This is a genomic window from Klebsiella sp. A-Nf5 (assembly GCF_002810545.1).
GTDB classification, from domain to species: domain Bacteria; phylum Pseudomonadota; class Gammaproteobacteria; order Enterobacterales; family Enterobacteriaceae; genus Klebsiella; species Klebsiella variicola.
This window is the reverse complement of sequence record NZ_PIOG01000222.1, coordinates 270,239-290,167: the sequence shown is the minus strand read 5'-3', so window position 1 is coordinate 290,167 and position 19,929 is coordinate 270,239. Positions and strand designations below refer to the sequence as shown.

21 protein-coding genes, 1 tRNA gene and 1 pseudogene are annotated in these 19,929 nt (G+C 57.9%); 14 read left to right on the top strand and 9 right to left on the bottom strand.

What is annotated here, in order from left to right:
* Positions 1-7: 7 nt before the first annotated feature.
* Positions 8-1,666 (bottom strand): annotated as a pseudogene (locus CWM53_RS21915) (ShlB/FhaC/HecB family hemolysin secretion/activation protein).
* A gap of 286 nt (positions 1,667-1,952) precedes the next feature.
* Positions 1,953-2,029 (bottom strand) — tRNA-Arg (locus CWM53_RS21910).
* A gap of 339 nt (positions 2,030-2,368) precedes the next feature.
* On the opposite strand from CWM53_RS21910, the gene folD reads away from it, so the two are divergent.
* Together folD and ybcJ are read left to right on the top strand one after the other, a co-directional pair.
* Positions 2,369-3,235, top strand: a complete 867-nt coding sequence (gene folD / locus CWM53_RS21900; protein ID WP_004143017.1) for a bifunctional methylenetetrahydrofolate dehydrogenase/methenyltetrahydrofolate cyclohydrolase FolD — start codon at positions 2,369-2,371, stop codon at positions 3,233-3,235.
* 1 nt (position 3,236) lies between these two features.
* Positions 3,237-3,449 (top strand): ribosome-associated protein YbcJ, encoded by a 213-nt coding sequence (ybcJ, locus tag CWM53_RS21895; protein WP_048267531.1) that lies wholly within the window; start codon positions 3,237-3,239, stop codon positions 3,447-3,449.
* Positions 3,450-3,494: 45 nt separating this feature from the next.
* On the opposite strand, the gene cysS is transcribed toward ybcJ, so the two are convergent.
* On the bottom strand, positions 3,495-4,880 hold the full coding sequence (gene cysS, locus CWM53_RS21890) for a cysteine--tRNA ligase (protein ID WP_074386696.1): 1,386 nt from the start codon (positions 4,878-4,880) through the stop codon (positions 3,495-3,497).
* 175 nt (positions 4,881-5,055) lie between these two features.
* Between cysS and ppiB the strand changes: the two genes are divergently transcribed.
* The 6 genes from ppiB (at position 5,056) to mnmH (ending at position 9,580) form a co-directional block, all read left to right on the top strand.
* A complete protein-coding gene (ppiB, locus tag CWM53_RS21885) occupies positions 5,056-5,550 on the top strand; it encodes a peptidylprolyl isomerase B (protein WP_008805471.1) in 495 nt (164 codons plus the stop codon).
* Positions 5,551-5,553: 3 nt separating this feature from the next.
* Positions 5,554-6,276, top strand: coding sequence for a UDP-2,3-diacylglucosamine diphosphatase (lpxH, locus tag CWM53_RS21880; protein ID WP_074386697.1), 723 nt, complete (start codon positions 5,554-5,556; stop codon positions 6,274-6,276).
* 107 nt (positions 6,277-6,383) lie between these two features.
* Positions 6,384-6,722: a hypothetical protein gene (locus tag CWM53_RS21875; protein ID WP_060876188.1), complete on the top strand. Its 339-nt coding sequence runs from the start codon at positions 6,384-6,386 to the stop codon at positions 6,720-6,722.
* A gap of 96 nt (positions 6,723-6,818) precedes the next feature.
* Positions 6,819-7,328 (top strand): 5-(carboxyamino)imidazole ribonucleotide mutase, encoded by a 510-nt coding sequence (gene purE, locus CWM53_RS21865; RefSeq protein ID WP_074386698.1) that lies wholly within the window; start codon positions 6,819-6,821, stop codon positions 7,326-7,328.
* A complete protein-coding gene (gene purK, locus CWM53_RS21860) occupies positions 7,325-8,392 on the top strand; it encodes a 5-(carboxyamino)imidazole ribonucleotide synthase (RefSeq protein ID WP_008805468.1) in 1,068 nt (355 codons plus the stop codon). Before purE ends, purK begins: the two co-directional genes overlap by 4 nt.
* A 111-nt stretch (positions 8,393-8,503) precedes the next feature.
* Entirely contained in the window at positions 8,504-9,580 is a 1,077-nt protein-coding gene (mnmH, locus tag CWM53_RS21855; RefSeq protein ID WP_100729378.1) for a tRNA 2-selenouridine(34) synthase MnmH, read from the top strand.
* A 107-nt stretch (positions 9,581-9,687) separates the two neighbouring features.
* On the opposite strand, the gene CWM53_RS21850 is transcribed toward mnmH, so the two are convergent.
* On the bottom strand, positions 9,688-10,833 hold the full coding sequence (locus tag CWM53_RS21850; protein WP_074386700.1) for a porin: 1,146 nt from the start codon (positions 10,831-10,833) through the stop codon (positions 9,688-9,690).
* Between the two features lie 91 nt (positions 10,834-10,924).
* On the opposite strand from CWM53_RS21850, the gene CWM53_RS31300 reads away from it, so the two are divergent.
* Entirely contained in the window at positions 10,925-11,053 is a 129-nt protein-coding gene (locus CWM53_RS31300) for a hypothetical protein (protein ID WP_165784178.1), read from the top strand.
* Here CWM53_RS31300 and ybbP read toward each other — a convergent pair.
* Positions 11,015-13,429 carry a putative ABC transporter permease subunit YbbP gene (ybbP, locus tag CWM53_RS21845; protein WP_100631444.1) on the bottom strand — a complete coding sequence of 805 codons (2,415 nt, stop codon included), beginning with the start codon at positions 13,427-13,429 and terminating at the stop codon, positions 11,015-11,017. The two genes, CWM53_RS31300 and ybbP, sit on opposite strands and share 39 nt — an antisense overlap.
* Entirely contained in the window at positions 13,426-14,112 is a 687-nt protein-coding gene (gene ybbA / locus CWM53_RS21840) for a putative ABC transporter ATP-binding protein YbbA (RefSeq protein ID WP_074386810.1), read from the bottom strand. Before ybbA ends, ybbP begins: the two co-directional genes overlap by 4 nt.
* Between ybbA and tesA the strand changes: the two genes are divergently transcribed.
* From tesA to CWM53_RS21825, 3 genes are read left to right on the top strand one after another with little or no spacing between them, the layout of a single operon-like run.
* The gene (tesA, locus tag CWM53_RS21835) at positions 14,083-14,706 is read left to right on the top strand and encodes a multifunctional acyl-CoA thioesterase I/protease I/lysophospholipase L1 (protein WP_165785114.1); all 624 of its coding nucleotides are present in this window, start codon (positions 14,083-14,085) and stop codon (positions 14,704-14,706) included. The genes ybbA and tesA overlap by 30 nt on opposite strands.
* Positions 14,696-15,505, top strand: a complete 810-nt coding sequence (locus CWM53_RS21830) for an SDR family oxidoreductase (RefSeq protein WP_165785110.1) — start codon at positions 14,696-14,698, stop codon at positions 15,503-15,505. The genes tesA and CWM53_RS21830 overlap by 11 nt, the downstream gene beginning before the upstream one ends.
* A 58-nt stretch (positions 15,506-15,563) precedes the next feature.
* Positions 15,564-16,418 (top strand): co-chaperone YbbN, encoded by an 855-nt coding sequence (locus tag CWM53_RS21825; protein WP_074386703.1) that lies wholly within the window; start codon positions 15,564-15,566, stop codon positions 16,416-16,418.
* Between the two features lie 96 nt (positions 16,419-16,514).
* Here CWM53_RS21825 and fetB read toward each other — a convergent pair whose 3' ends face one another.
* Entirely contained in the window at positions 16,515-17,297 is a 783-nt protein-coding gene (gene fetB, locus CWM53_RS21820) for an iron efflux ABC transporter permease subunit FetB (RefSeq protein ID WP_012968803.1), read from the bottom strand.
* Positions 17,284-17,961, bottom strand: coding sequence for an iron efflux ABC transporter ATP-binding subunit FetA (gene fetA / locus CWM53_RS21815; RefSeq protein WP_074386704.1), 678 nt, complete (start codon positions 17,959-17,961; stop codon positions 17,284-17,286). The genes fetB and fetA overlap by 14 nt, the downstream gene beginning before the upstream one ends.
* 140 nt (positions 17,962-18,101) lie before the next feature.
* On the opposite strand from fetA, the gene CWM53_RS21810 reads away from it, so the two are divergent.
* Both CWM53_RS21810 and CWM53_RS21805 read left to right on the top strand, forming a co-directional pair.
* A complete protein-coding gene (locus CWM53_RS21810) occupies positions 18,102-19,019 on the top strand; it encodes an SPFH domain-containing protein (RefSeq protein WP_074386705.1) in 918 nt (305 codons plus the stop codon).
* Positions 19,016-19,474, top strand: a complete 459-nt coding sequence (locus tag CWM53_RS21805; protein WP_061155507.1) for an NfeD family protein — start codon at positions 19,016-19,018, stop codon at positions 19,472-19,474. Before CWM53_RS21810 ends, CWM53_RS21805 begins: the two co-directional genes overlap by 4 nt.
* Here CWM53_RS21805 and cueR read toward each other — a convergent pair.
* Entirely contained in the window at positions 19,471-19,881 is a 411-nt protein-coding gene (gene cueR / locus CWM53_RS21800) for a Cu(I)-responsive transcriptional regulator (RefSeq protein ID WP_002892208.1), read from the bottom strand. The genes CWM53_RS21805 and cueR overlap by 4 nt on opposite strands.
* Between the last annotated feature and the right edge of the window lie 48 nt (positions 19,882-19,929).

Here is a 19,929-nt window from a genome sequence, read left to right as displayed (position 1 = left end):
TAATCCTTTAAAATGCCACGGCAACGCGGTAGTAGATATTGAGGCGATCGGGACCAAGCCAGTCCGGATACGCCAGCGGACCGGCCACGGTAAAAGAGGTGGATAACCAGCGATTCGTCGTGGTGAACCCTACCGCTGCGCCCCACAAGGTTCCGGCGGCCCGGGGATCGAGTCGGTCAGCATGCAACCAGCCGCCATCCAGTGCGGCCAGAGCGCGACCTGTCCAATGGCGGGGAGCGTAAAAAGCGCGTAGTTCAGTTCATTACGCCAGTAGCCGCCGTTGTCCCCTGAAATGTACTGTTCTTTAAAACCACGTACTGAGCTTTCCCCGCCTAAGGTCAGGCGCTCGCTGCCATATAAGCGGTCCGGAGACCACTGGCCGTAAAGGCTGCTAAGCCACCAGAGATCGTTGAGCAACGGGCGCTGAAAGCTGGCGCTCAGACTCCATTTTCTGAATTCCGCTTTTGGCAAATCGCCCGGTTTATTACCGTCACTTTCGGCACCAAACCACGGCATTCCGCGGGAAAACGTGGGGTTGAAGGTGGCAATCCCGGCAAACACTTTTTGCGTGTGGTTGAGGCCAAACAGCAGTGTCGTCAACTTACGGCTACTGCTCTGCAGCAAAACATCGTCGAGATAATTGTGGTTGGTCCGATAACTCAGTCCGGCGGAGAGGCCCGTTTTCAGGTCGCCGTTGCGAAAGAGAACCTGTGAGAAGTTTAGCCGGTGGGTTTCGGTGTCACCGCTGGTACGCCAGAGCCAGCCGTGGTTATCGAGTGTACTCAGGTAGTTATTCCAGCTGTAGCTGTAGTCAAACAGCGTATAACCGTAAGGAATGCTGACCCCTGCGGCAACATTCTGCGCATCTTTGGCATTCGAAAACGCGCTGCTGCGCCCGCCGCTGACAAACCAGCGATCGGCCAGCCCTAAAAGATTGTTGCCTGTTAAACCCGCGTTGATTTGTCCGCTACCTGTACTCTTCTGGCCGCTGTTGTCGACGCTCATCGACAACAAAAGTGGGCGCTCCGCTGTCGCCGTCAGGTTAACGATTGAACCGCCAGGTTTTTCGCCCGGCTGGATTTCAATTTGCACAGGCGTCGCGCGCGCGGTTAATCTGCTCCATCCCCTGTTCGATATCACGCAGGTTAAGAATATGGCCTTCCAGCCCTGGAAACGCCATTTTTAACTCACGTTTAGTCGCGCCTTCCATGGTGATTTTTTCGAGCTTTCCTTCAAGAATAGCCAGATGTAATACCCCGGAACGTAAATCCTGCTCGGTCAGAAAAGCGCGGCTGGTAATATATCCCCGACTGATATACCAGTCGGAAATAATATTTACGAGTTTAGTAATACGCGCAATATCCATGCACTGCCCAAGCCAGGGCCGGACTATTTTTTGCTGCTGACGCGGATCAATAAGCGTCGCGCCATCTAACGCGATGCGATGGATAGAAAAACAGGGGCCATCAGAGGCTTCAGGCTGCGCAGGCATCGCCGCGTGAGGGCTCGGCGTGGCGCGCTCCAGCGATTCACGTTGCTGCTGGTTCTGACGCAGTAATTGTTGCTGCTGTTGCTCAACGCTGTCGCGATCGGCTGGCGATAAAAAAGCGGCGTGGGTGGTCAGACTCAGCGTCATTAGTCCCAGAGCCAAATACAGAGATTTCATCCGTGTTCTCGTTATTACTTAACGTTCAATGCAAAAACATATTCCATTATATGTTGCGCGGATTTAAGCATGAAACTTACGGTATGTGAACATGAAATAATGAATGAGGATCGTTTTTAGGATAATGACTTTTGCGCAGCAAAATAGACGGCAGGGGAAAATAACGAATGTATTAACACGTAGTTGAAATATGTTTTTCAACCGCAATAGCACAGCCAGGTTACAGGATAGGGAAAATGGTGTCCGGTACGAAAAAGCTGCAAGAGGATAAGAAGCTGATATTGAATGGTACGCCCTACAGGATTCGAACCTGTGACCTACGGCTTAGAAGGCCGTTGCTCTATCCAGCTGAGCTAAGGGCGCCCTGAGAAGCGAGTGCTTCGCGGAGTGAAACGCCTGGAATTATACGGTCCACGTCCGTTGAGTCAATCCATTTTGCCAGGAAACTGCGGGGCTTATACGATGCTGGCGAAATATCCCTCAGCAACTGTACAAGAAGCATACCACCGGGGCGCTTACGCGCGTAAATCGACTTAGTGACCAGGCGCAACACACCAATATCCCTGAGCTGAACAGGGTCAAAACAGGCTAAATTCACCCCAGACAGGATAAAACCGCAAACGAGGACTGACAGCGAGGCCCGCTTCTGACAAAATATCCTCATCCCCCTTTCGTAAAGATACAGATGGAATCCTCTCTCTGATGGCAGCAAAAATTATTGACGGTAAAACGATTGCGCAGCAGGTACGCTCTGAGGTTGCGGAAAAAGTGAAGGCTCGCGTTGCGGCCGGAAAACGCGCCCCTGGGCTGGCCGTCGTGCTGGTCGGCAGCAACCCGGCCTCGCAGATTTATGTCGGCAGCAAGCGCAAAGCATGTGAAGAAGTGGGCTTCGTCTCCCGCTCTTACGATCTCCCGGAAACCACCAGCGAAGCCGAGCTGCTGGAGCTTATCGACACCCTGAATGCCGATAAGACCATCGACGGTATTCTGGTTCAGCTGCCCCTCCCCGCAGGGATCGACAACGTCAAAGTGCTCGAGCGCATCGCGCCGGATAAAGACGTCGACGGCTTCCATCCCTACAACGTTGGCCGCCTGTGCCAGCGCGCGCCGCGTCTGCGTCCGTGCACCCCGCGCGGTATCGTGACCTTGCTGGAACGCTACAATATCGACACCTACGGCCTCAATGCGGTGGTCATTGGCGCGTCCAATATCGTCGGTCGCCCGATGAGCATGGAGCTGCTGCTGGCCGGCTGCACCACCACCGTGACCCACCGTTTTACTAAAAACCTGCGCCATCACGTCGAAAACGCCGACCTGCTGATCGTCGCGGTAGGTAAACCGGGCTTTATTCCTGGCGAGTGGATTAAAGAAGGGGCGATTGTGGTCGATGTCGGCATTAACCGTCTGGAAAGCGGCAAAGTGGTCGGCGACGTGGTGTATGAAGACGCCGCCGAACGCGCATCCTACATCACCCCGGTTCCCGGCGGCGTTGGCCCGATGACCGTCGCCACCCTGATTCAGAACACGCTGCAGGCGTGCGAAGAGTATCACGACGTTGAGGAGGCCTGAGATGGCGACATTTTCCTTAGGTAAACACCCGCACGTAGAGCTGTGCGATCTGTTGAAGCTGGAAGGCTGGAGCGAAAGCGGCGCCCAGGCGAAGCTCGCTATCGCTGACGGGCTGGTGAAAGTTGACGGCGCGGTGGAAACCCGCAAACGCTGCAAAATTGTCGCCGGTCAGACGGTGAGCTTTGAAGGCCAGAGCGTCACCGTCACGGCCTGACAGCGAAAAGAAAAACGCCCGCTTTAGCGGGCGTTTTTTTATGGCTTACTTCCGGCGCCAGGTGGTGCCCTGCGGGCCATCTTCCAGCACAATACCCATCTCGTTAAGACGGTCGCGCGCCGCATCCGCCGCCGCCCAGTCTTTCGCTTTACGCGCGTCCAGACGCTGCTGGATGAGCGATTCGATCTCCGCCACTTCCGCGTCGTCGGCCTGCGCGCCGCTCTGCAGGAACGCGTCCGGCTCCTGCTCCAGCAGACCCAGCACAGAACCCAGCTTACGCAGGTGGGCCGCCATGCCATTTGCCGCTGCGGCGTCCTCGGTTTTCAGGCGGTTCACTTCACGCGCCATATCGAACAGCACCGAGTAGGCTTCCGGGGTATTGAAGTCGTCGTCCATCGCCTCGATAAAGCGTGCTTCGAAGGCTTCGCCACCCGCCGCGTCGACGGATTTGTCCGTCCCGCGCAGCGCGGTGTACAGACGCTCCAGCGCCGAACGCGCCTGCTTGAGGTTCTCTTCGCTGTAGTTCAGCTGGCTGCGATAGTGGCCGGACATCAGGAAGTAGCGAATCGTCTCCGCATCGTAATACTTCAGCACGTCGCGGACGGTAAAGAAGTTACCCAGCGATTTCGACATCTTCTCGCGGTCAACCATCACCATGCCGGAGTGCATCCAGTAGTTAACGTACTCGCCGTCATGGGCGCAGGTGGACTGGGCGATTTCGTTTTCATGGTGCGGGAACATCAGATCCGAACCGCCGCCGTGAATATCGAAGTGGTTGCCAAGCTGCTTGCAGTTCATCGCCGAGCACTCGATATGCCAGCCCGGACGGCCCGCGCCCCACGGCGACGGCCAGCTTGGCTCGCCCTCTTTCGACATCTTCCACAAGACGAAGTCCATCGGATTCCGCTTGACGTCAACCACGTCGACGCGCGCCCCTGCCTGCAGCTGATCGAGATCCTGACGTGACAGCAAACCGTAGTTCGGGTCCGTCGGCACGTCGAACATTACGTCGCCATTATCCGCCACATAGGCATGGCCTTTGGCGATCAGCTGCTCGGTGATCTCAATGATCTCCGCGATATGGTGCGTCGCACGCGGCTCGCTCTCGGGACGCAGAATATTCAGCGCGTCAAAATCTTTATGCATTTCGGCGATCATGCGATCAACCAGCGCGACAAAGCTTTCGCCGTTTTCATTAGCGCGCTTAATGATTTTGTCGTCAATATCGGTGATATTGCGCACGTACTTCAGCTTATAGCCAAGAAAACGCAGATAACGCGCCACGACGTCAAAGGAGACAAAGGTACGGCCATGACCGATATGACAGAGATCGTAAACGGTAATACCACACACGTACATGCCGACTTCCCCGGCATGGATAGGTTTAAATTCCTCTTTCTGGCGCGTCAGTGTATTAAAAATTTTTAACATCGAAGATTCCGTGTAGACGTGTGTGGGTAATGAAGTCTCTATAATACCCATAATTCAGACCGGACGCAGCACACATTGCAAGGTGCATCGACCCCCGCGGTTATGCTATAACACCCCCCTATATCTCACCCGACATCGGGTGCTGGCACCACACTCATCGGAACAGGATGCAAAAATGGTTACTTTCCACACCAATCATGGCGATATCGTAATCAAAACGTTTGACGACAAAGCGCCGGAAACAGTTAAAAACTTCCTGGACTACTGCCGCGAAGGTTTCTACGACAACACCATTTTCCACCGTGTTATCAACGGCTTTATGATTCAGGGCGGCGGTTTCGAACCGGGCATGAAACAAAAAGAGACCAAATCTCCGATTCAGAACGAAGCGAACAACGGCCTGAAAAACACCCGTGGTACGCTGGCAATGGCCCGTACTCAGGCGCCACACTCCGCCACTGCCCAGTTCTTCATCAACGTGGCCGACAACGACTTCCTGAACTTCTCTGGCGAAAGCCTGCAGGGTTGGGGCTACTGCGTTTTCGCTGAAGTGGTTGAAGGCATGGACGTGGTAGACAAAATCAAAGCGGTTGCCACCGGCCGCAGCGGCATGCACCAGGATGTGCCGAAAGATGATGTGATCATCAAAAGCGTCACCGTCAGCGAGTAATTCGTGGCGACACTTTTTATTGCAGATTTGCACCTGCAAACAGAAGAACCGGCGATCACCGCCGGTTTTCTGCGTTTTTTACAGGGTGAAGCCCGCCAGGCGGACGCCCTGTATATCCTTGGCGATCTATTTGAGGCGTGGATCGGCGATGACGATCCCAACCCGTTGCACCAGCAGATTGCCGCGGCAATCAAAGCCGTCGTCGACGCCGGCGTGCCCTGCTATTTCATCCACGGCAACCGCGATTTTCTCGTTGGCCAGCGCTTTGCCCGCCAGAGCGGGATGCTCCTGCTCGCCGAAGAAGAGCAACTGGACCTCTATGGCCGTGAAGTGTTGATTATGCATGGCGACACATTGTGCACCGATGACCCAGGCTATCTGGCGTTTCGCGCCAAAGTCCACACCCCGTGGATCCAGCGTCTGTTCCTGGCCCTGCCGCTGTTTATCCGCCGCCGCATCGCCGCCCGCATGCGCGCCGACAGCAAAGCCGCCAACAGCAGCAAATCAATGGACATTATGGATGTGAATCCACAGGCGGTGGTTGACGCTATGGAGCGGCATCACGTGCAGTGGCTGATTCATGGCCATACCCATCGCCCGGCGGTCCATGAACTGCAGGCCAACGGCCAACCCGCATGGCGCGTGGTACTCGGCGCCTGGCACAGCGAAGGTTCGATGGTCAAGGTGACGCCGGACGACGTCAAACTGATCCACTTCCCGTTCTAGTTCCCCCGCGAGCACAATTCCGAAAGCGCCTTTTGCCTGGGCGAAGGTGCGCGCTTCCCCGCGTCCTGCATGCTAGTCTCCCACGACATCACTCTCAAGGAACGAGCATGAACAGGAAAAAGTGGAGTCAGCCGCTGATGTGGGGAATGATCATCGCGATCCTCAATCCGTTAGGGGTAAGTTATATCGCCTTAATCGGCGTCGCTATCGGCAACACGCTGACGTTTGTCTGGTGTGCAATGCTGGCGTGGGCCATCTATTTCTATGCCATTTATTTGCTCTGTACCCGCCCTCACGATAGTCGGCTGGTACAAATCTATTTACTGATTATGGGCACCCTGATGCTCCCGTGGGGGTTAGTGCTGCTTATCACCTGTATCATGAATGAGATAAAGGCCAATAAGCCGCGATCGACGTCATCACTGAACGAGACAAAAGACGGCTAACCATGCGCACGCAACCGTTTTCCTTGCTGGCAGTTCATGCTATTCTCTGTGGCCTCTAAAGCAGTGTGAAACACACCCACAGGAGTTTTAAGACGCATGTCTTCCCGCAATAATTCGGCGCGTATCGCCATCGTGATGGGGTCCAAAAGCGACTGGGCTACCATGCAATTTACCGCAGAAATCCTTGATGCCCTGAACGTTCCGTACCATGTCGAGGTGGTCTCCGCCCATCGCACGCCCGATAAGCTGTTCAGCTTCGCTGAAAGCGCCGAAAGCAATGGCTATCAGGTGATTATTGCAGGGGCAGGCGGCGCGGCACATCTGCCGGGCATGATTGCGGCGAAAACCCTGGTGCCAGTGCTCGGCGTACCGGTTCAGAGCGCGGCCTTAAGCGGTGTCGACAGCCTCTACTCCATTGTGCAAATGCCGCGCGGCATTCCGGTCGGTACGCTGGCCATCGGCAAAGCCGGGGCCGCTAACGCCGGCCTGCTCGCCGCGCAGATCCTCGCTCAGCATGATGCCGAACTTCACCAGCGCCTGAGCGCCTGGCGTAAGGCGCAAACGGATGAAGTGCTGGATAACCCGGATCCGCGGGGTGCGGCATGAAACAGGTATGCGTGCTCGGTAACGGTCAGTTAGGTCGCATGCTGCGCCAGGCCGGTGAACCGCTGGGCATCGCCGTCTGGCCGGTGGGGCTGGAAGCCGACCCGGAAGCGGTGCCTTTCCAGCAGAGTGTCATCACGGCAGAAATTGAACGCTGGCCGGAAACCGCCCTCACCCGCGAGCTGGCCCGCCATCCGGCGTTCGTCAACCGCGATGTCTTCCCGATTATCGCTGACCGCCTGACGCAAAAGCAGCTATTCGACAAGCTTGGCCTCGCCACTGCCCCGTGGCAGCTGCTGGCGGATAAAAGCGAATGGCCGGCGGTGTTTGCTCGTCTCGGCGAGCTGGCGATCGTTAAGCGTCGCGTCGGCGGCTACGACGGCCGCGGCCAGTGGCGCCTGCGCGCTGACGAAACCGCGCAACTCCCGGAGGATAACTACGGCGAGTGCATCGTCGAGCAGGGGATTAACTTCTCCGGCGAAGTGTCGCTGGTGGGCGCCCGCGCTCATGACGGTAGCACCGTCTTCTACCCGCTGACCCGCAACCTGCATCAGGACGGTATTCTGCGCGCCAGCGTGGCCTTCCCGCAGGCCAATGCCCGCCAGCAGGAACAAGCGGAAAGCATGCTGACGGCGATCATGAACGAGCTGAACTACGTCGGCGTGATGGCGATGGAGTGCTTCGTCACCGCCGAGGGGCTGCTGATCAACGAGCTGGCGCCGCGCGTGCACAACAGCGGCCACTGGACGCAAAATGGCGCCTCCATCAGCCAGTTTGAACTGCATCTGCGAGCGATTACCGACCTGCCGCTGCCGCCGCCGGTGGTCAACAGCCCGTCGGTGATGATCAACCTGATCGGCACCGATCTCAACTACGACTGGCTGAAGCTGCCGCTGGTGCACCTGCACTGGTACGATAAAGAGGTGCGTCCGGGTCGTAAAGTCGGCCACCTGAACCTCACCGACAGCGATACCGATCGCCTGAGCGCGACGCTGGAAGCGATCAAGCCACTGCTGCCGCCGGAGTACACCAGCGGCCTGTTCTGGGCGCAATCGCAGCTCAGCTAAGCCCTTCGTGCCGGGGATTTGATCTATCCCCTTCCCCGGCACACCTTGAGGCGCGTACAATCCCCCCCTTGCTATAAAGCCCATTTCTGTTTTGACTTCAGAGGATACCCCATGACCAATGGGACGGATTATCGCGCCATTCTCGCCAGCGATACGCCACTGATTGACGTACGCGCCCCGGTGGAGTTTAGCCAAAGCGCGATGCCGGCGGCGATCAACCTGCCGCTGATGAATGATGAAGAACGCGCCGCGGTCGGCACCTGCTACAAGCGCCAGGGGCCAGAGGCAGCGCTGACGCTCGGCCATAAGCTGGTTGATGGCGACCTGCGCGCCAGCCGGATCCAGGCGTGGCTGGAAGCCTGCGCCCGTTACCCGCACGGTTACCTGTGCTGCGCCCGCGGCGGCCAGCGATCGCATATCGTCCAGCAATGGCTGAAAGAAGCTGGCGTGGATTACCCCCTGATCGTCGGCGGCTATAAAGCGCTACGCCAGGCGGCGATCCAGGCCACCGACGAACTGGTGCAGCGCCCAATCGTGCTGATTGGCGGCTACACCGGCAATGGCAAAACTCAGCTGGTTTGCTCGCGCACGGACGGTATCGATCTGGAAGGGCTTGCCCATCACCGCGGTTCTTCATTCGGTCGAACCCTGCAGGATCAGCACCCACAGGCCACCTTTGAAAACCATCTGGCGGTCAGCCTGCTTAAAAAAGCCGAACAGCAGACCCGCTGGGTGCTGGAAGATGAAGGCCATATGATCGGCGCCAACCATCTGCCGGAGTGCCTGCGCCTCCGCATGGCGCAATCGCCGCTGGCGGTGGTGGAAGATCCGTTTGATGTTCGCCTCGAACGGCTGCGCGAAGAGTATTTCGATCGCATGTATCACGACTTTATCGCCGCGTATGGCGAAGAGAAAGGCTGGCAGACATACGGCGAGTACCTCCATCACGGTCTGTTTGCCATCCGCCGTCGCCTGGGGCTGCAGCGTTTTGCTCAGCTGACTGAACGGCTCGATGAGGCGCTGGCGCAGCAGCAGCGCACAGCCAGCACCGAGGCGCACTTCGCCTGGCTGGTGCCGCTACTGGAAGAATATTACGATCCAATGTATCGCTATCAGTTGGGGAAAAAAGCCGGGAAGATTATTTTTCGTGGCAACTGGCAGGAAGTCGCCGCCTGGCTGGCGAAGTAATCGCATGCTCTATTGTCCCGGCTTGCGGCGTAAACGCCTTAGCCGGGCTAGCGGTCGGCGCGATTTGTAGCCCCGGTAGCGCAGCGCGACCGGGGGGTTGTGACCGCTTAGAAGTCGTAACGCAGACGCACCAGGTTCATATCCCCCAGGTTGTCGGTGCTGGAGGTAAACACGTGTTCGTAGTCAACGCGGAAACCGTAATCCAGCTGGAAGCTGATCCCCAGACCGTTATCGATACGCTGATAGTTGCGGCCATTCACGTACTGCAGGCGGTCGCCCATAAAGTACGGCTGAATAGATTTAACAGCGTATTGATTGATCGGGAATTTATAGCCCGCAAAATATTCAATCCCCCAGGCGTCGCCGGCGAAGTAGTTATGCACATCGGTTTTTTTGGTGGTGAGGAAGTTCTGATACCAGCCGCCGCCAAAGGAGAAGGTCCAGTTATCCGGGGTCCAGCTCAGCGCGGTACCGACGATGTTCTGGTCATAGGTTTTGTTGTCGGAACTTGACGGGTCGCGCATTTCGGCGCGAGTGTAGTTCCACGCGGTCCCCCAGGTCAGGTCCTTCATGATGTGGTAGTCCGCACCAATAGAACCGCCGCCTTTACGCTTGTAGCGCAGGCCGTTGCCAGGCAGATACTCACTATCTTCGAACAGATAAGAGCCGTAAAGATCGACATCACCCACGGTTTTCTTATATTTCAGCATATTACGTGAACGATAAGAACCATCGTAATCGCCGTTAATACCGTTGCCTGGGGCCTGTCCGATCATATCGTAGTCCCAAATATCGGTTTTCGCGCCGACCACATCATAGTAAATGCTGTTCTGCTGCCCGTAGGTTAACGTCCCCCAGGTATCGCTTTTCAGGCCGGTATACAGCATGCGGCGGGTGGTATTGTTTGCGCCTTCCGCGTAGTGGTTATCCCAGTCAAACAGTGCCGGAATGTTCACCCCCAGTTCGTAGTAGCTGATCCAGCTAATATCATCGAACAGGTAGTAATCCGCCGCGAAGCGGAAACGGGTGCCACCGTCGAAACCGTTACGCTTATAGGATCCTTTATCACCATCGCCGCTCATCATGTTGAACTGCGGACGAATACTCCCGCCGACGGTAAAGTTAAGCCGACTTAACGGATCGCCCGCCTGCGGATCTTGTTTCAGCAGCGTGATCTCCGCGTGGGAAGCAAATGACGTTAACGCTAATGCTGCGCCGATCGAGATCGCCAGCGCTTTTATTTTATGTGCCATAGTTTTTCCTTGATTAATAAGCAACCTTATATTTACCAGCTGAATATTAACCGCGAATCCACACAGTGTGTTGTCGGTTTTTTAATGTTTTGTGCGCTTAAAAATCAACTGGTTATCAATTTGTGCGCTTAAAATAAAAGCGCCGCCAAAAACGGCGGCGCATCATCGAAATGCAATAATCTTACTGGCTAAACTGGCGGAACAACGCTTTCCCTTTTAACAAACGCAGCCCCAGCCCGCCGCCGCACAGAGATAACAACACCGCTCCCGTCAGCGGCAGCATCACCCACAAGCGCCAGTCCGGCGCCCAGGGGAAATCAAAGACTCGGGTCTGCAGCATCGCCAGCGCCACTTCCGCGCCTATCGCCGCCACCAGTCCGGAAACCAGCCCCAGCAGGGCAAACTCCGCCCACAGCGTGGCACGCAGCAGAGATTTACCGGCCCCCAGCGTGCGCCAGACCACCAGCTCCTGATGCCGCTGGCGCATACCGACCTGGACCTGCGCCAGCAACAACAGCACGCCGCAGGCCGTCACCAGGCCCACCATCACCTCCAGCGCCCGGCTGACCTGGGAGAGCACCTGGCCGACCTGACGCAGGATGGCGCCGATGTCCAGCAGGCTAACGGTGGGAAACTCGCGGTTCAACTGGGTCAGCATCGCGGGACCGTTATCCCAGCGGAAGCTGGTGAGCCAGCTCTGCGGCTGCCCGTCCAGCGCCCCGGAGGGGAAAATAAAGAAGAAGTTTGGCCGCAGGCTCTCCCAGTCAACTTTGCGCACGCTGCTGACCTTCGCGCTGAAGTCCTGGGTATCGCCGGTAAAGGTCACCGTATCGCCGATCTTCACCCCCAGCCGCTGCGCCAGTCCCTCTTCAATCGACACCTCGCCCGGCTTCGGCGGCCAGTTGCCGGCCACCAGCGGATTATGATCCGGACGATCGGCGCTCCAGGTCAGATTGAGTTCCCGGTTAAGCGCTTCATCTTTGTTACCGTCCGTGGAGTGACCGTTGATCTGCGTCAGACGAGCCCGGACGATCGGATAAAATTCCGCCGCCCGGGTCTGGTGTTCGGCGAGGAAAGTCTTCACCGGCATTATCTGCTCAGGGGCGATATTGATCAGAAAGTAGTTCGGGCTTTCCGGGGGCAGCTGCTGCTGCCAGCGGTCAAGCAGATCGCCGCGCAGCACCAGCAGCAGCGCCAGCAGCATAAACGACAGGGAAAACGCCGCCAGCTGGCTGAGGGTCGACCACGGCTGGCGCAGCAGGCGGTTCACCGCCAGGCGCAGCGGCAAGGCTTTGAGCGTCAGGCGTTTGAGCAGCCACAGCAATCCCCAGCCCACCAGGCCGCACAGCAGCGCCAGTACCACTGCCCCGGCCAGTACAGACCACAGCAGCGGGCTGCCGCCCATCAGCCAGGCCAGCCCCCCGACCACTATCGCGCAGACCACAGGAATATAGTGTTTCAGCGGCCAGACGTTAGCCACGACATCCTGACGCAGCACCCGCAGCGGCAGGGTCGCCAGCAGCAGTCGATACGGCCGCAGGCCCACCAGCAGGGAAATGACGCCTGTCGCCCCGATAGCCCACAGCCACGGCCAACCGCTGGCAGCGGGTAGTGCGGCGGGCAGCACCGGTTTGAGCATCAGCAACAACAGGCGCTCCAGCGCCAGGCCCACAACCCCACCGGTTATCACCGACAGCGTCAGCAGCAGCAGCCACTGACCGACGATAAGCTTGCGCAGCTGCGCCCGCCCCGCGCCCAGCGTCTTCAAAATCGCGACCAGATCGTAGCGGCTGCGACAGTAGTGGCTCATCGCCACCGCCACCGCGGCGACGGCCAACAGCAACGTCAACAGCGCGGATAACAGCAGGAACTGCTGCGAGCGTTCGAGGGATTTGCCCAGCGCGCTGTCGTCCTGTTCGAGGCCAATCCAGCGATGTTCCGCGCCGAGCTTCGGCAGCAGCCATTGTTCATAATCCGCCAGCTGTTGCGCGTTACCGGCGAACTTATAGCGCCATGCGACGCGACTGCCGGGCTGCACGGCCCCGGTTTTTGCCACGTCGGCCATATTCATCATCAGTCGCGGCGCCATCTGGAAGGGGTTAAACCCCGCGTCTGGCTCCTGAATCACTTCCCCGGCAATACGCAGCGTGGCATCGCCCACGTCAATCGTATCGCCGGTTTTCAGGTTCAGGAGCGCCATCAGCCTTGGCGCCAGCAGCACGCTCCCCGACTGCGGCCTCAGCCCCGGCGGTTGCGTTTCGAGGGTGCCATACAGCGGATAGCGGTCGTCCACCGCCTTAACGTCCGCCAGCTGCGGCGTATCACCGGCGAATGTCATGGTGGCGAAGCTCAGCTGCTCGCCGACGGTCAGCCCTGACTTCCGCGCTTGCGCGATCCACTCGGCGGGTACCTCGCGGGAACTGCGCAGCGTACGGTCGCCGGCCATAAACTCCCGGCTTTGCTGGCTAAGGCCTTTCTCCATCCGATCGCTTATCGACCCCAGAGCCAGCACGCAGGCCACAGAGAGACTTAACGCCAGCCAGACGATCAGCAGCGACGGCGAGCGCCATTCGCGCCAGAACCAGCGGGCGATCATGCTTCCTCCCGCAATTGGCCATCCACCAGGCGCAGACGGCGATCGCAGCGCGCCGCCAGCAGCGGATCGTGAGTGACGAGGATCAGGGTGGTACCGTGTTCGCGATTAAGCGAGAACAGCAGATCGGCAATTTTGTCCCCGGTCTGGCGATCGAGGTTGCCGGTGGGTTCATCAGCGAACAGGAGGGCCGGGCGACCATTAAAGGCCCGGGCCAGCGCCACCCGCTGCTGTTCACCGCCGGAGAGTTGCGCCGGCAGGTGGTGCAGGCGTTTGCCAAGCCCCAGTTGCTCAAGCAGCGCGCGGGCATCGCCCTGACTCTCGCTGTCGCTGGCGCCGCGCAGCAGCGCCGGCAGCTCGACGTTCTCCAGGGCGTTGAGCGTTGGGATCAGCATAAAGGACTGAAAAACAAAGCCAACGTGCTGCGCCCGCAGCGCCGCCCGCGCCTCTTCATCCATTTGGTGCAGTGGTTTGCCCAGCATTGAGACTTCCCCGCTGCTGCCATCGTCCAGGCCAGCGAGGATCGCCAGCAGGGTCGATTTGCCGGAACCCGACTCACCAATCAAGGCGATGGTCTGCTGCGGTTTGACAACCAGCTCAACTCCGGTGAGGATGGAGAGCTGATGCTCTCCCTGACCGACGGATTTCTTAAGATGATGAACTTCAAGTATGTTTTCCGCTGGCATGTGCCTTTCCTGTTTTTGTTCCTGTTTACCTGCCGCGCGATGGCGGCGGACACGCTGCTAATACTCGGCGACAGCCTGAGCGCTGGCTATCGAATGGCGGCCAACGCCGCCTGGCCTGCGCTGCTCAATGAGAAGTGGCAGGCGAAAACGCCGGTAGTGAACGCCAGCATCAGCGGCGATACCTCGCAGCAGGGGCTGGCCCGCCTGCCTGCGCTGCTTAAGCAGCATCAGCCGCGCTGGGTGCTGGTTGAGCTCGGCGGTAATGACGGACTGCGAGGCTTTCCACCGCAGCAAACCGAGCAGACGCTGCGCACCATTATCAAGGATATCAAAGCGGCCAACGCCGAGCCGCTGCTGATGCAAATTCACCTGCCGGCGAACTATGGCCGCCGTTATAATGAAGCCTTCGGCGCGATTTACCCGGCCCTGGCCAGGGAGTTCAAGATTCCTCTCCTGCCCTTTTTTATGGAAGAGGTGTATCTGAAACCGCAATGGATGCAAGACGACGGCATTCACCCGAATCGCGACGCGCAGCCGTTTATCGCCGACTGGATGGCGAACCGGCTGGCTCCCTTAGTTAATCATGACTCCTGAACGCCAGGGGTCGCTGACAGGTAAAGTTATGCAAAAAACGGTTTTAGTGACAGGCTGTTCCAGCGGAATTGGTCTGGAAAGCGCGCTGGATTTAACCCGCCAGGGCTTTCGCGTGCTGGCGGCCTGCCGCAAAGCGGAGGACGTCGCGCGGATGCAGGAGCGGGGGCTAACCGGTATTTTGCTCGATCTGGATGACCCGCAGAGCGTGGAGCGCGCGGCAGCGGAGGTGATTGCGCTGACCGATAATCATCTCTATGGCCTGTTCAATAACGCCGGATACGGCGTCTATGGCCCGCTGAACACCATCAGCCGCCAGCAGATGGAACAGCAGTTTTCCGCCAACTTTTTCGGCGCGCATCAACTGACCATGCTGCTGCTGCCGGCGATGACGCCGCACGGCGAAGGGCGTATCGTGATGACCTCCTCCGTGATGGGGCTTATTGCCAGTCCCGGTCGCGGCGCCTATGCCGCCAGTAAATACGCCCTCGAGGCGTGGTCCGATGCGCTACGCATGGAACTGCGCCACAGTGGTATTCAGGTCAGCCTGATTGAACCGGGCCCGATCCGCACCCGCTTTACCGATAACGTCAACCAGACGCAAAGCGATAAACCCGTAGAAAATCCGGGCATTGCCGCCCGCTTTACCCTCGGGCCGGAGGCGGTGGTGGAAAAAGTGCGCCACGCTTTTACCAGCGATAAGCCAAAGCTGCGCTATCCGGTCACCCTGGTCACCCATGCGGTGGCGCTGCTCAAACGCCTGCTTCCCGCCCGCGCGATGGACAAAATTATCCACGGCTGAGTTGAAGCGCGGCATGCCGCCCCCATGTAAAACAGAAATCGACTAACGAGAAATGCCCATGTCCGAACAGAATATTGTCAATATTAGCGAAGCGAACCTGCAGCAGACGCTACAGCAGTCCATGAACGCCCCGGTGCTGTTTTATTTCTGGTCTGCCCGCAGCCAGCACTGCGAACAGCTGACCCCGGTACTCGAGCGACTGGCCGCCCAGTACAACGGCCAGTTCACGCTGGCGAAGGTCGATTGCGACGCCGAGCAGATGCTCGCTTCACAGTTTGGTCTGCGCGCCATCCCTACGGTTTATCTGTTCCAGAACGGCCAGCCGGTGGACGGTTTTGAAGGCCCGCAGCCGGAAGAAGCGATTCGCGCCCTGCTGGATAAAGTCCTGCCGCGCGAAGAGGAGCTGAAAGCCCAGCAGGCGCTGGCCCTGATGCAGGAAGAAAAATACGCCGAGGCATTACCGCTGCTGAAGGAAGCCTGGCAGCTGTCGAATCAGGACAGCCAGATTGGTCTGCTGCTGGCGGAAACGCTGATTGCCCTGCACCGGTCTGATGAAGCGGAAAGCGTGCTGAAAACCATCCCGCTGCAGGATCAGGATACCCACTATCAGGGGCTGGTGGCGCAGATTGAGTTGCTCAAACAGGCCGCCGACACCCCGGAAATCCAGCAACTGCAGCAGCAGGTGGAACAGAATCCGGACGATGCGCAACTGGCCTCCCAGCTGGCGCTGCAGCTGCATCAGGTCGGGCGTAATGAAGAAGCGCTGGCGCTGCTGTTCAGCCATCTGCAGAAGGATTTAGGCGCCGGCGATGGCCAGGCGCGCAAGATGCTGCAGGAGATCCTCGCCGCCCTCGGTACCGGCGATGCGCTGGCCGCCAAATATCGTCGTCAGCTGTATTCGCTGCTGTACTAATCCGTTGCCCTTACCCGGATAGCGCTGCGCTTACCCGGGCTACAGATTACGCCGTGGTAACCCGGGTACGGCATGAACACCGCAACCCGGGATCGTTCACGGGCGCTTTTTCAGCTGTGTCACCACCAGCTGATGGCGGGCATTGAAGAACTTCCGGTAGGTCAGATAGCCGGCGATAATCGTCGACAGGCTGGCAGTCGACAGCAGCATAAAGGTCACCATGATCTGGTACTTAATCGCCTTCACCGGGTCAATACCGGCAAAAATTAGCCCCGACATCATCCCAGGCAAGCTCACAAGCCCGACCGTTTTCGCTGAATCGACGGTGGGAATCAATGACGCGCGAATGCTCTCGCGAATCAGCCGCGCCGCAGCCATCTTCGGCGTCGCGCCGAGGCTCAGCTTCTCCTGAATCTGCTGCTGCTCGCTGCTGAAGCGCTGGCCCATATTGTTGTAGCACAGCCCCACCGCCACCATGGCGTTACCGGCCACCATCCCGGCAATTGGAATAACCTGCATCGGCACAAAGGCGATCGACCCCGAGAAGACCAGTACCGCCAACGTTAGTCCGGCGCCAGTGGTAATCGCGATAAACGACGAGACAAAAGCTTTATCGATATATTTACTGCGCTTCTTCGCATTCCACGCCGCGTTAAAGCAGATAAACAGCACCATCAACAGCGTCAGAACCGCATGATTGACGTTAAAGATATATTTCAGCACATAGCCGACGATAATCAGCTGCACGATCGCCCGGCAAATGCTCCAGATAATATCTTTTTCCAGTGCCAGTTTTTCCCGATAGCTGACCAGAATAGCGATCAGCACCAGCACCATCGACAGCGCCAGCGATTCGTTCGTAATGTTATGCCCGTTCATGCTGTACCTCCTGCATGTTTCCGCCGGCAGGTTGCAGCGTAATCACTTCATCGGCATGCGAAATTTCATTGCGATCGTGGGTGACCCACAGAACAGCGACCTGTTTTTCCGTCGCGTAGCCATGAATAATTTCATTCACATTCTGTTTATTACTTTCATCCAGCGCGCTGGTAATTTCGTCCAGCAGCAGCACGCGCGGCAGAAATTGTAAATTGCGGATCAGCGATACGCGCTGCTTTTCCCCGCCGGACAGTTCGTTAATAGACTTTTCCAGCATATTTTCGCCAAGGCCAAAGCGCTGCAGGTCAGCCACCAGCGCCTGCGGATCGGGTTGTTTATTGCGGATCTGCCACGGAAAAACCAGGTTATCGTAGACTGAATCACCGAACAGCGCCGGCGTCTGCGCGCAGTAAGACACCTGCTGACGATAGGTTTCCGGCGACAGCGTCGCGATATCCACATCGTCAAAAAACAGGCGTCCGGAGGTTGGGCTGAGCAGCGAGGCGATAATCTTCAGCAAGGTGCTTTTCCCGCAGCCGGAAGGCCCGGTAATCAGCTTAAATTCTCCGGGTCTGAGCTGAAGATTGATATTGTGTAAAATAACTGCGTCGTCGGTCTTAAACCCCACACCTTCGAGACGCAAAAGCGCGTTATTTTCCTTCATGAGTCTTCCTGATTATTTTCTGAAACACCGCTAGTTTACCCCACTTTCCTTTCTCCAGGATGAGGAGAAAGATATACTCAGTTTAAACATGCGCTATTTCCTTGTAGCGCCCCACCAGGCAACAAGACAGGAGGTTTTTGATGCTGATTTTTATTCCTATCCTTATTTTCGTCGCTCTGGTCATTGTGGCCGCGGCGGTGAAAATTGTTCCGCAAGGCTATCAGTGGACGGTAGAGCGTTTTGGGCGCTTTACCCAGACGCTGCAGCCAGGATTAAGCTTAGTCGTGCCGTTTATGGACCGAATCGGCCGCAAAGTGAACATGATGGAGCAGGTGCTCGACATCCCCTCGCAGGAGGTTATCTCCCGGGATAACGCCAACGTCACCATCGACGCGGTCTGCTTTATTCAGGTGATTGACGCGCCAAAGGCCGCCTACGAGGTCAGCAATCTTGAGCTGGCGATCGTCAACCTGACGATGACCAACATCCGTACCGTGCTCGGCTCGATGGAGCTGGATGAAATGCTCTCCCAGCGCGACAGTATTAACACCCGACTACTGCATATCGTTGACGACGCAACCAACCCGTGGGGGGTGAAAATCACCCGCGTCGAAATTCGCGACGTTCGCCCACCGGCGGAGCTTATCGCCTCGATGAACGCCCAGATGAAAGCCGAACGTACCAAGCGTGCCTATATTCTGGAGGCGGAAGGGATCCGCCAGGCGGAAATTCTGAAAGCAGAAGGGGAAAAACAGTCGCAGATCCTCAAAGCCGAGGGCGAACGGCAGTCCGCGTTCCTGCAGGCGGAAGCTCGCGAACGTTCCGCCGAAGCGGAAGCCCGCGCCACCCAGATGGTGTCATCGGCGATCGCCTCGGGCGATATTCAGGCGATCAACTACTTCGTGGCGCAGAAATATACCGACGCACTGCTCCAGATTGGATCCGCTAACAACAGCAAAGTAGTGATGATGCCGCTGGATGCCAGCAGCCTGATGGGATCGATCGCCGGGATCAGCGAGCTGATTAAGGAAGGCGCTGGCGATCGGAAAAAATCATGATCGACATGATCCTCGCCCACCCCCATCTGTTCTGGCTAAGCCTGGGCGGACTGCTGCTGGCGGCCGAGATGCTTGGCGGCAGCGGATACCTGCTGTGGAGCGGCGTCGCTGGCGTGGTGACCGGCGCTCTCACCTGGCTCCTGCCGCTGAGCTGGGAATGGCAAGGGACGCTGTTTGCCGTTCTCACCCTTCTTGCTGCGTGGCTGTGGTCGAAATGGCTGCGCAAGCGCGTCAAAACGCAGCGCCCGGCCGATGCTCAGCTTAACCAGCGCGGGCAGCAGCTGGTTGGCCGCCGCCTGACGCTGGATGCCCCGCTGGTAAATGGCCGCGGCCACGTGCGCGTGGGCGACAGCTCCTGGCCGGTAATTGCTGACGAAGACCTCGCGGCGGGCAGCAAGGTCGAAGTGGTCGCCGTCGAAGGGATTACGCTACGGATCAGGCCCGCTGTCCGTTAAGCCTGCGCCTTGCGATGACAGCAGCCGGAAAGATTATCGATAATCGGGCACTCCGCGCTGTCATCGCCGGGGCAGGATTCGGCCAGCGCCAGCAGGTGCGCGCGCATATTTTGCAGCTCGCGGATATGGTTCTCGATATCCGCCACTTTCTCCAGCGTGCGTTTTTTCACATCAGCGCTGTGGCGCGACGGATCGTTAAATAAGGCCACCAGCTCGCGGCACTCTTCCAGATTAAACCCCACCTGTCGCGCCTGGCGCAGCAACGTCAGCTCATCGAGATGCTGCTGACTGTAGGTGCGGTAGCCGTTTTCGCTCCGCAACGGCGGCGTCACCAGCCCCTTCTCTTCGTAAAAACGAATCGCTTTGCTGGTTAAACCGGTTTTTTTCGCCACATCGCTGATATTCATTTTTTCTCCTTGACCTTCCCCTTGCTGGAAGGTTTAACCTTCTTAATA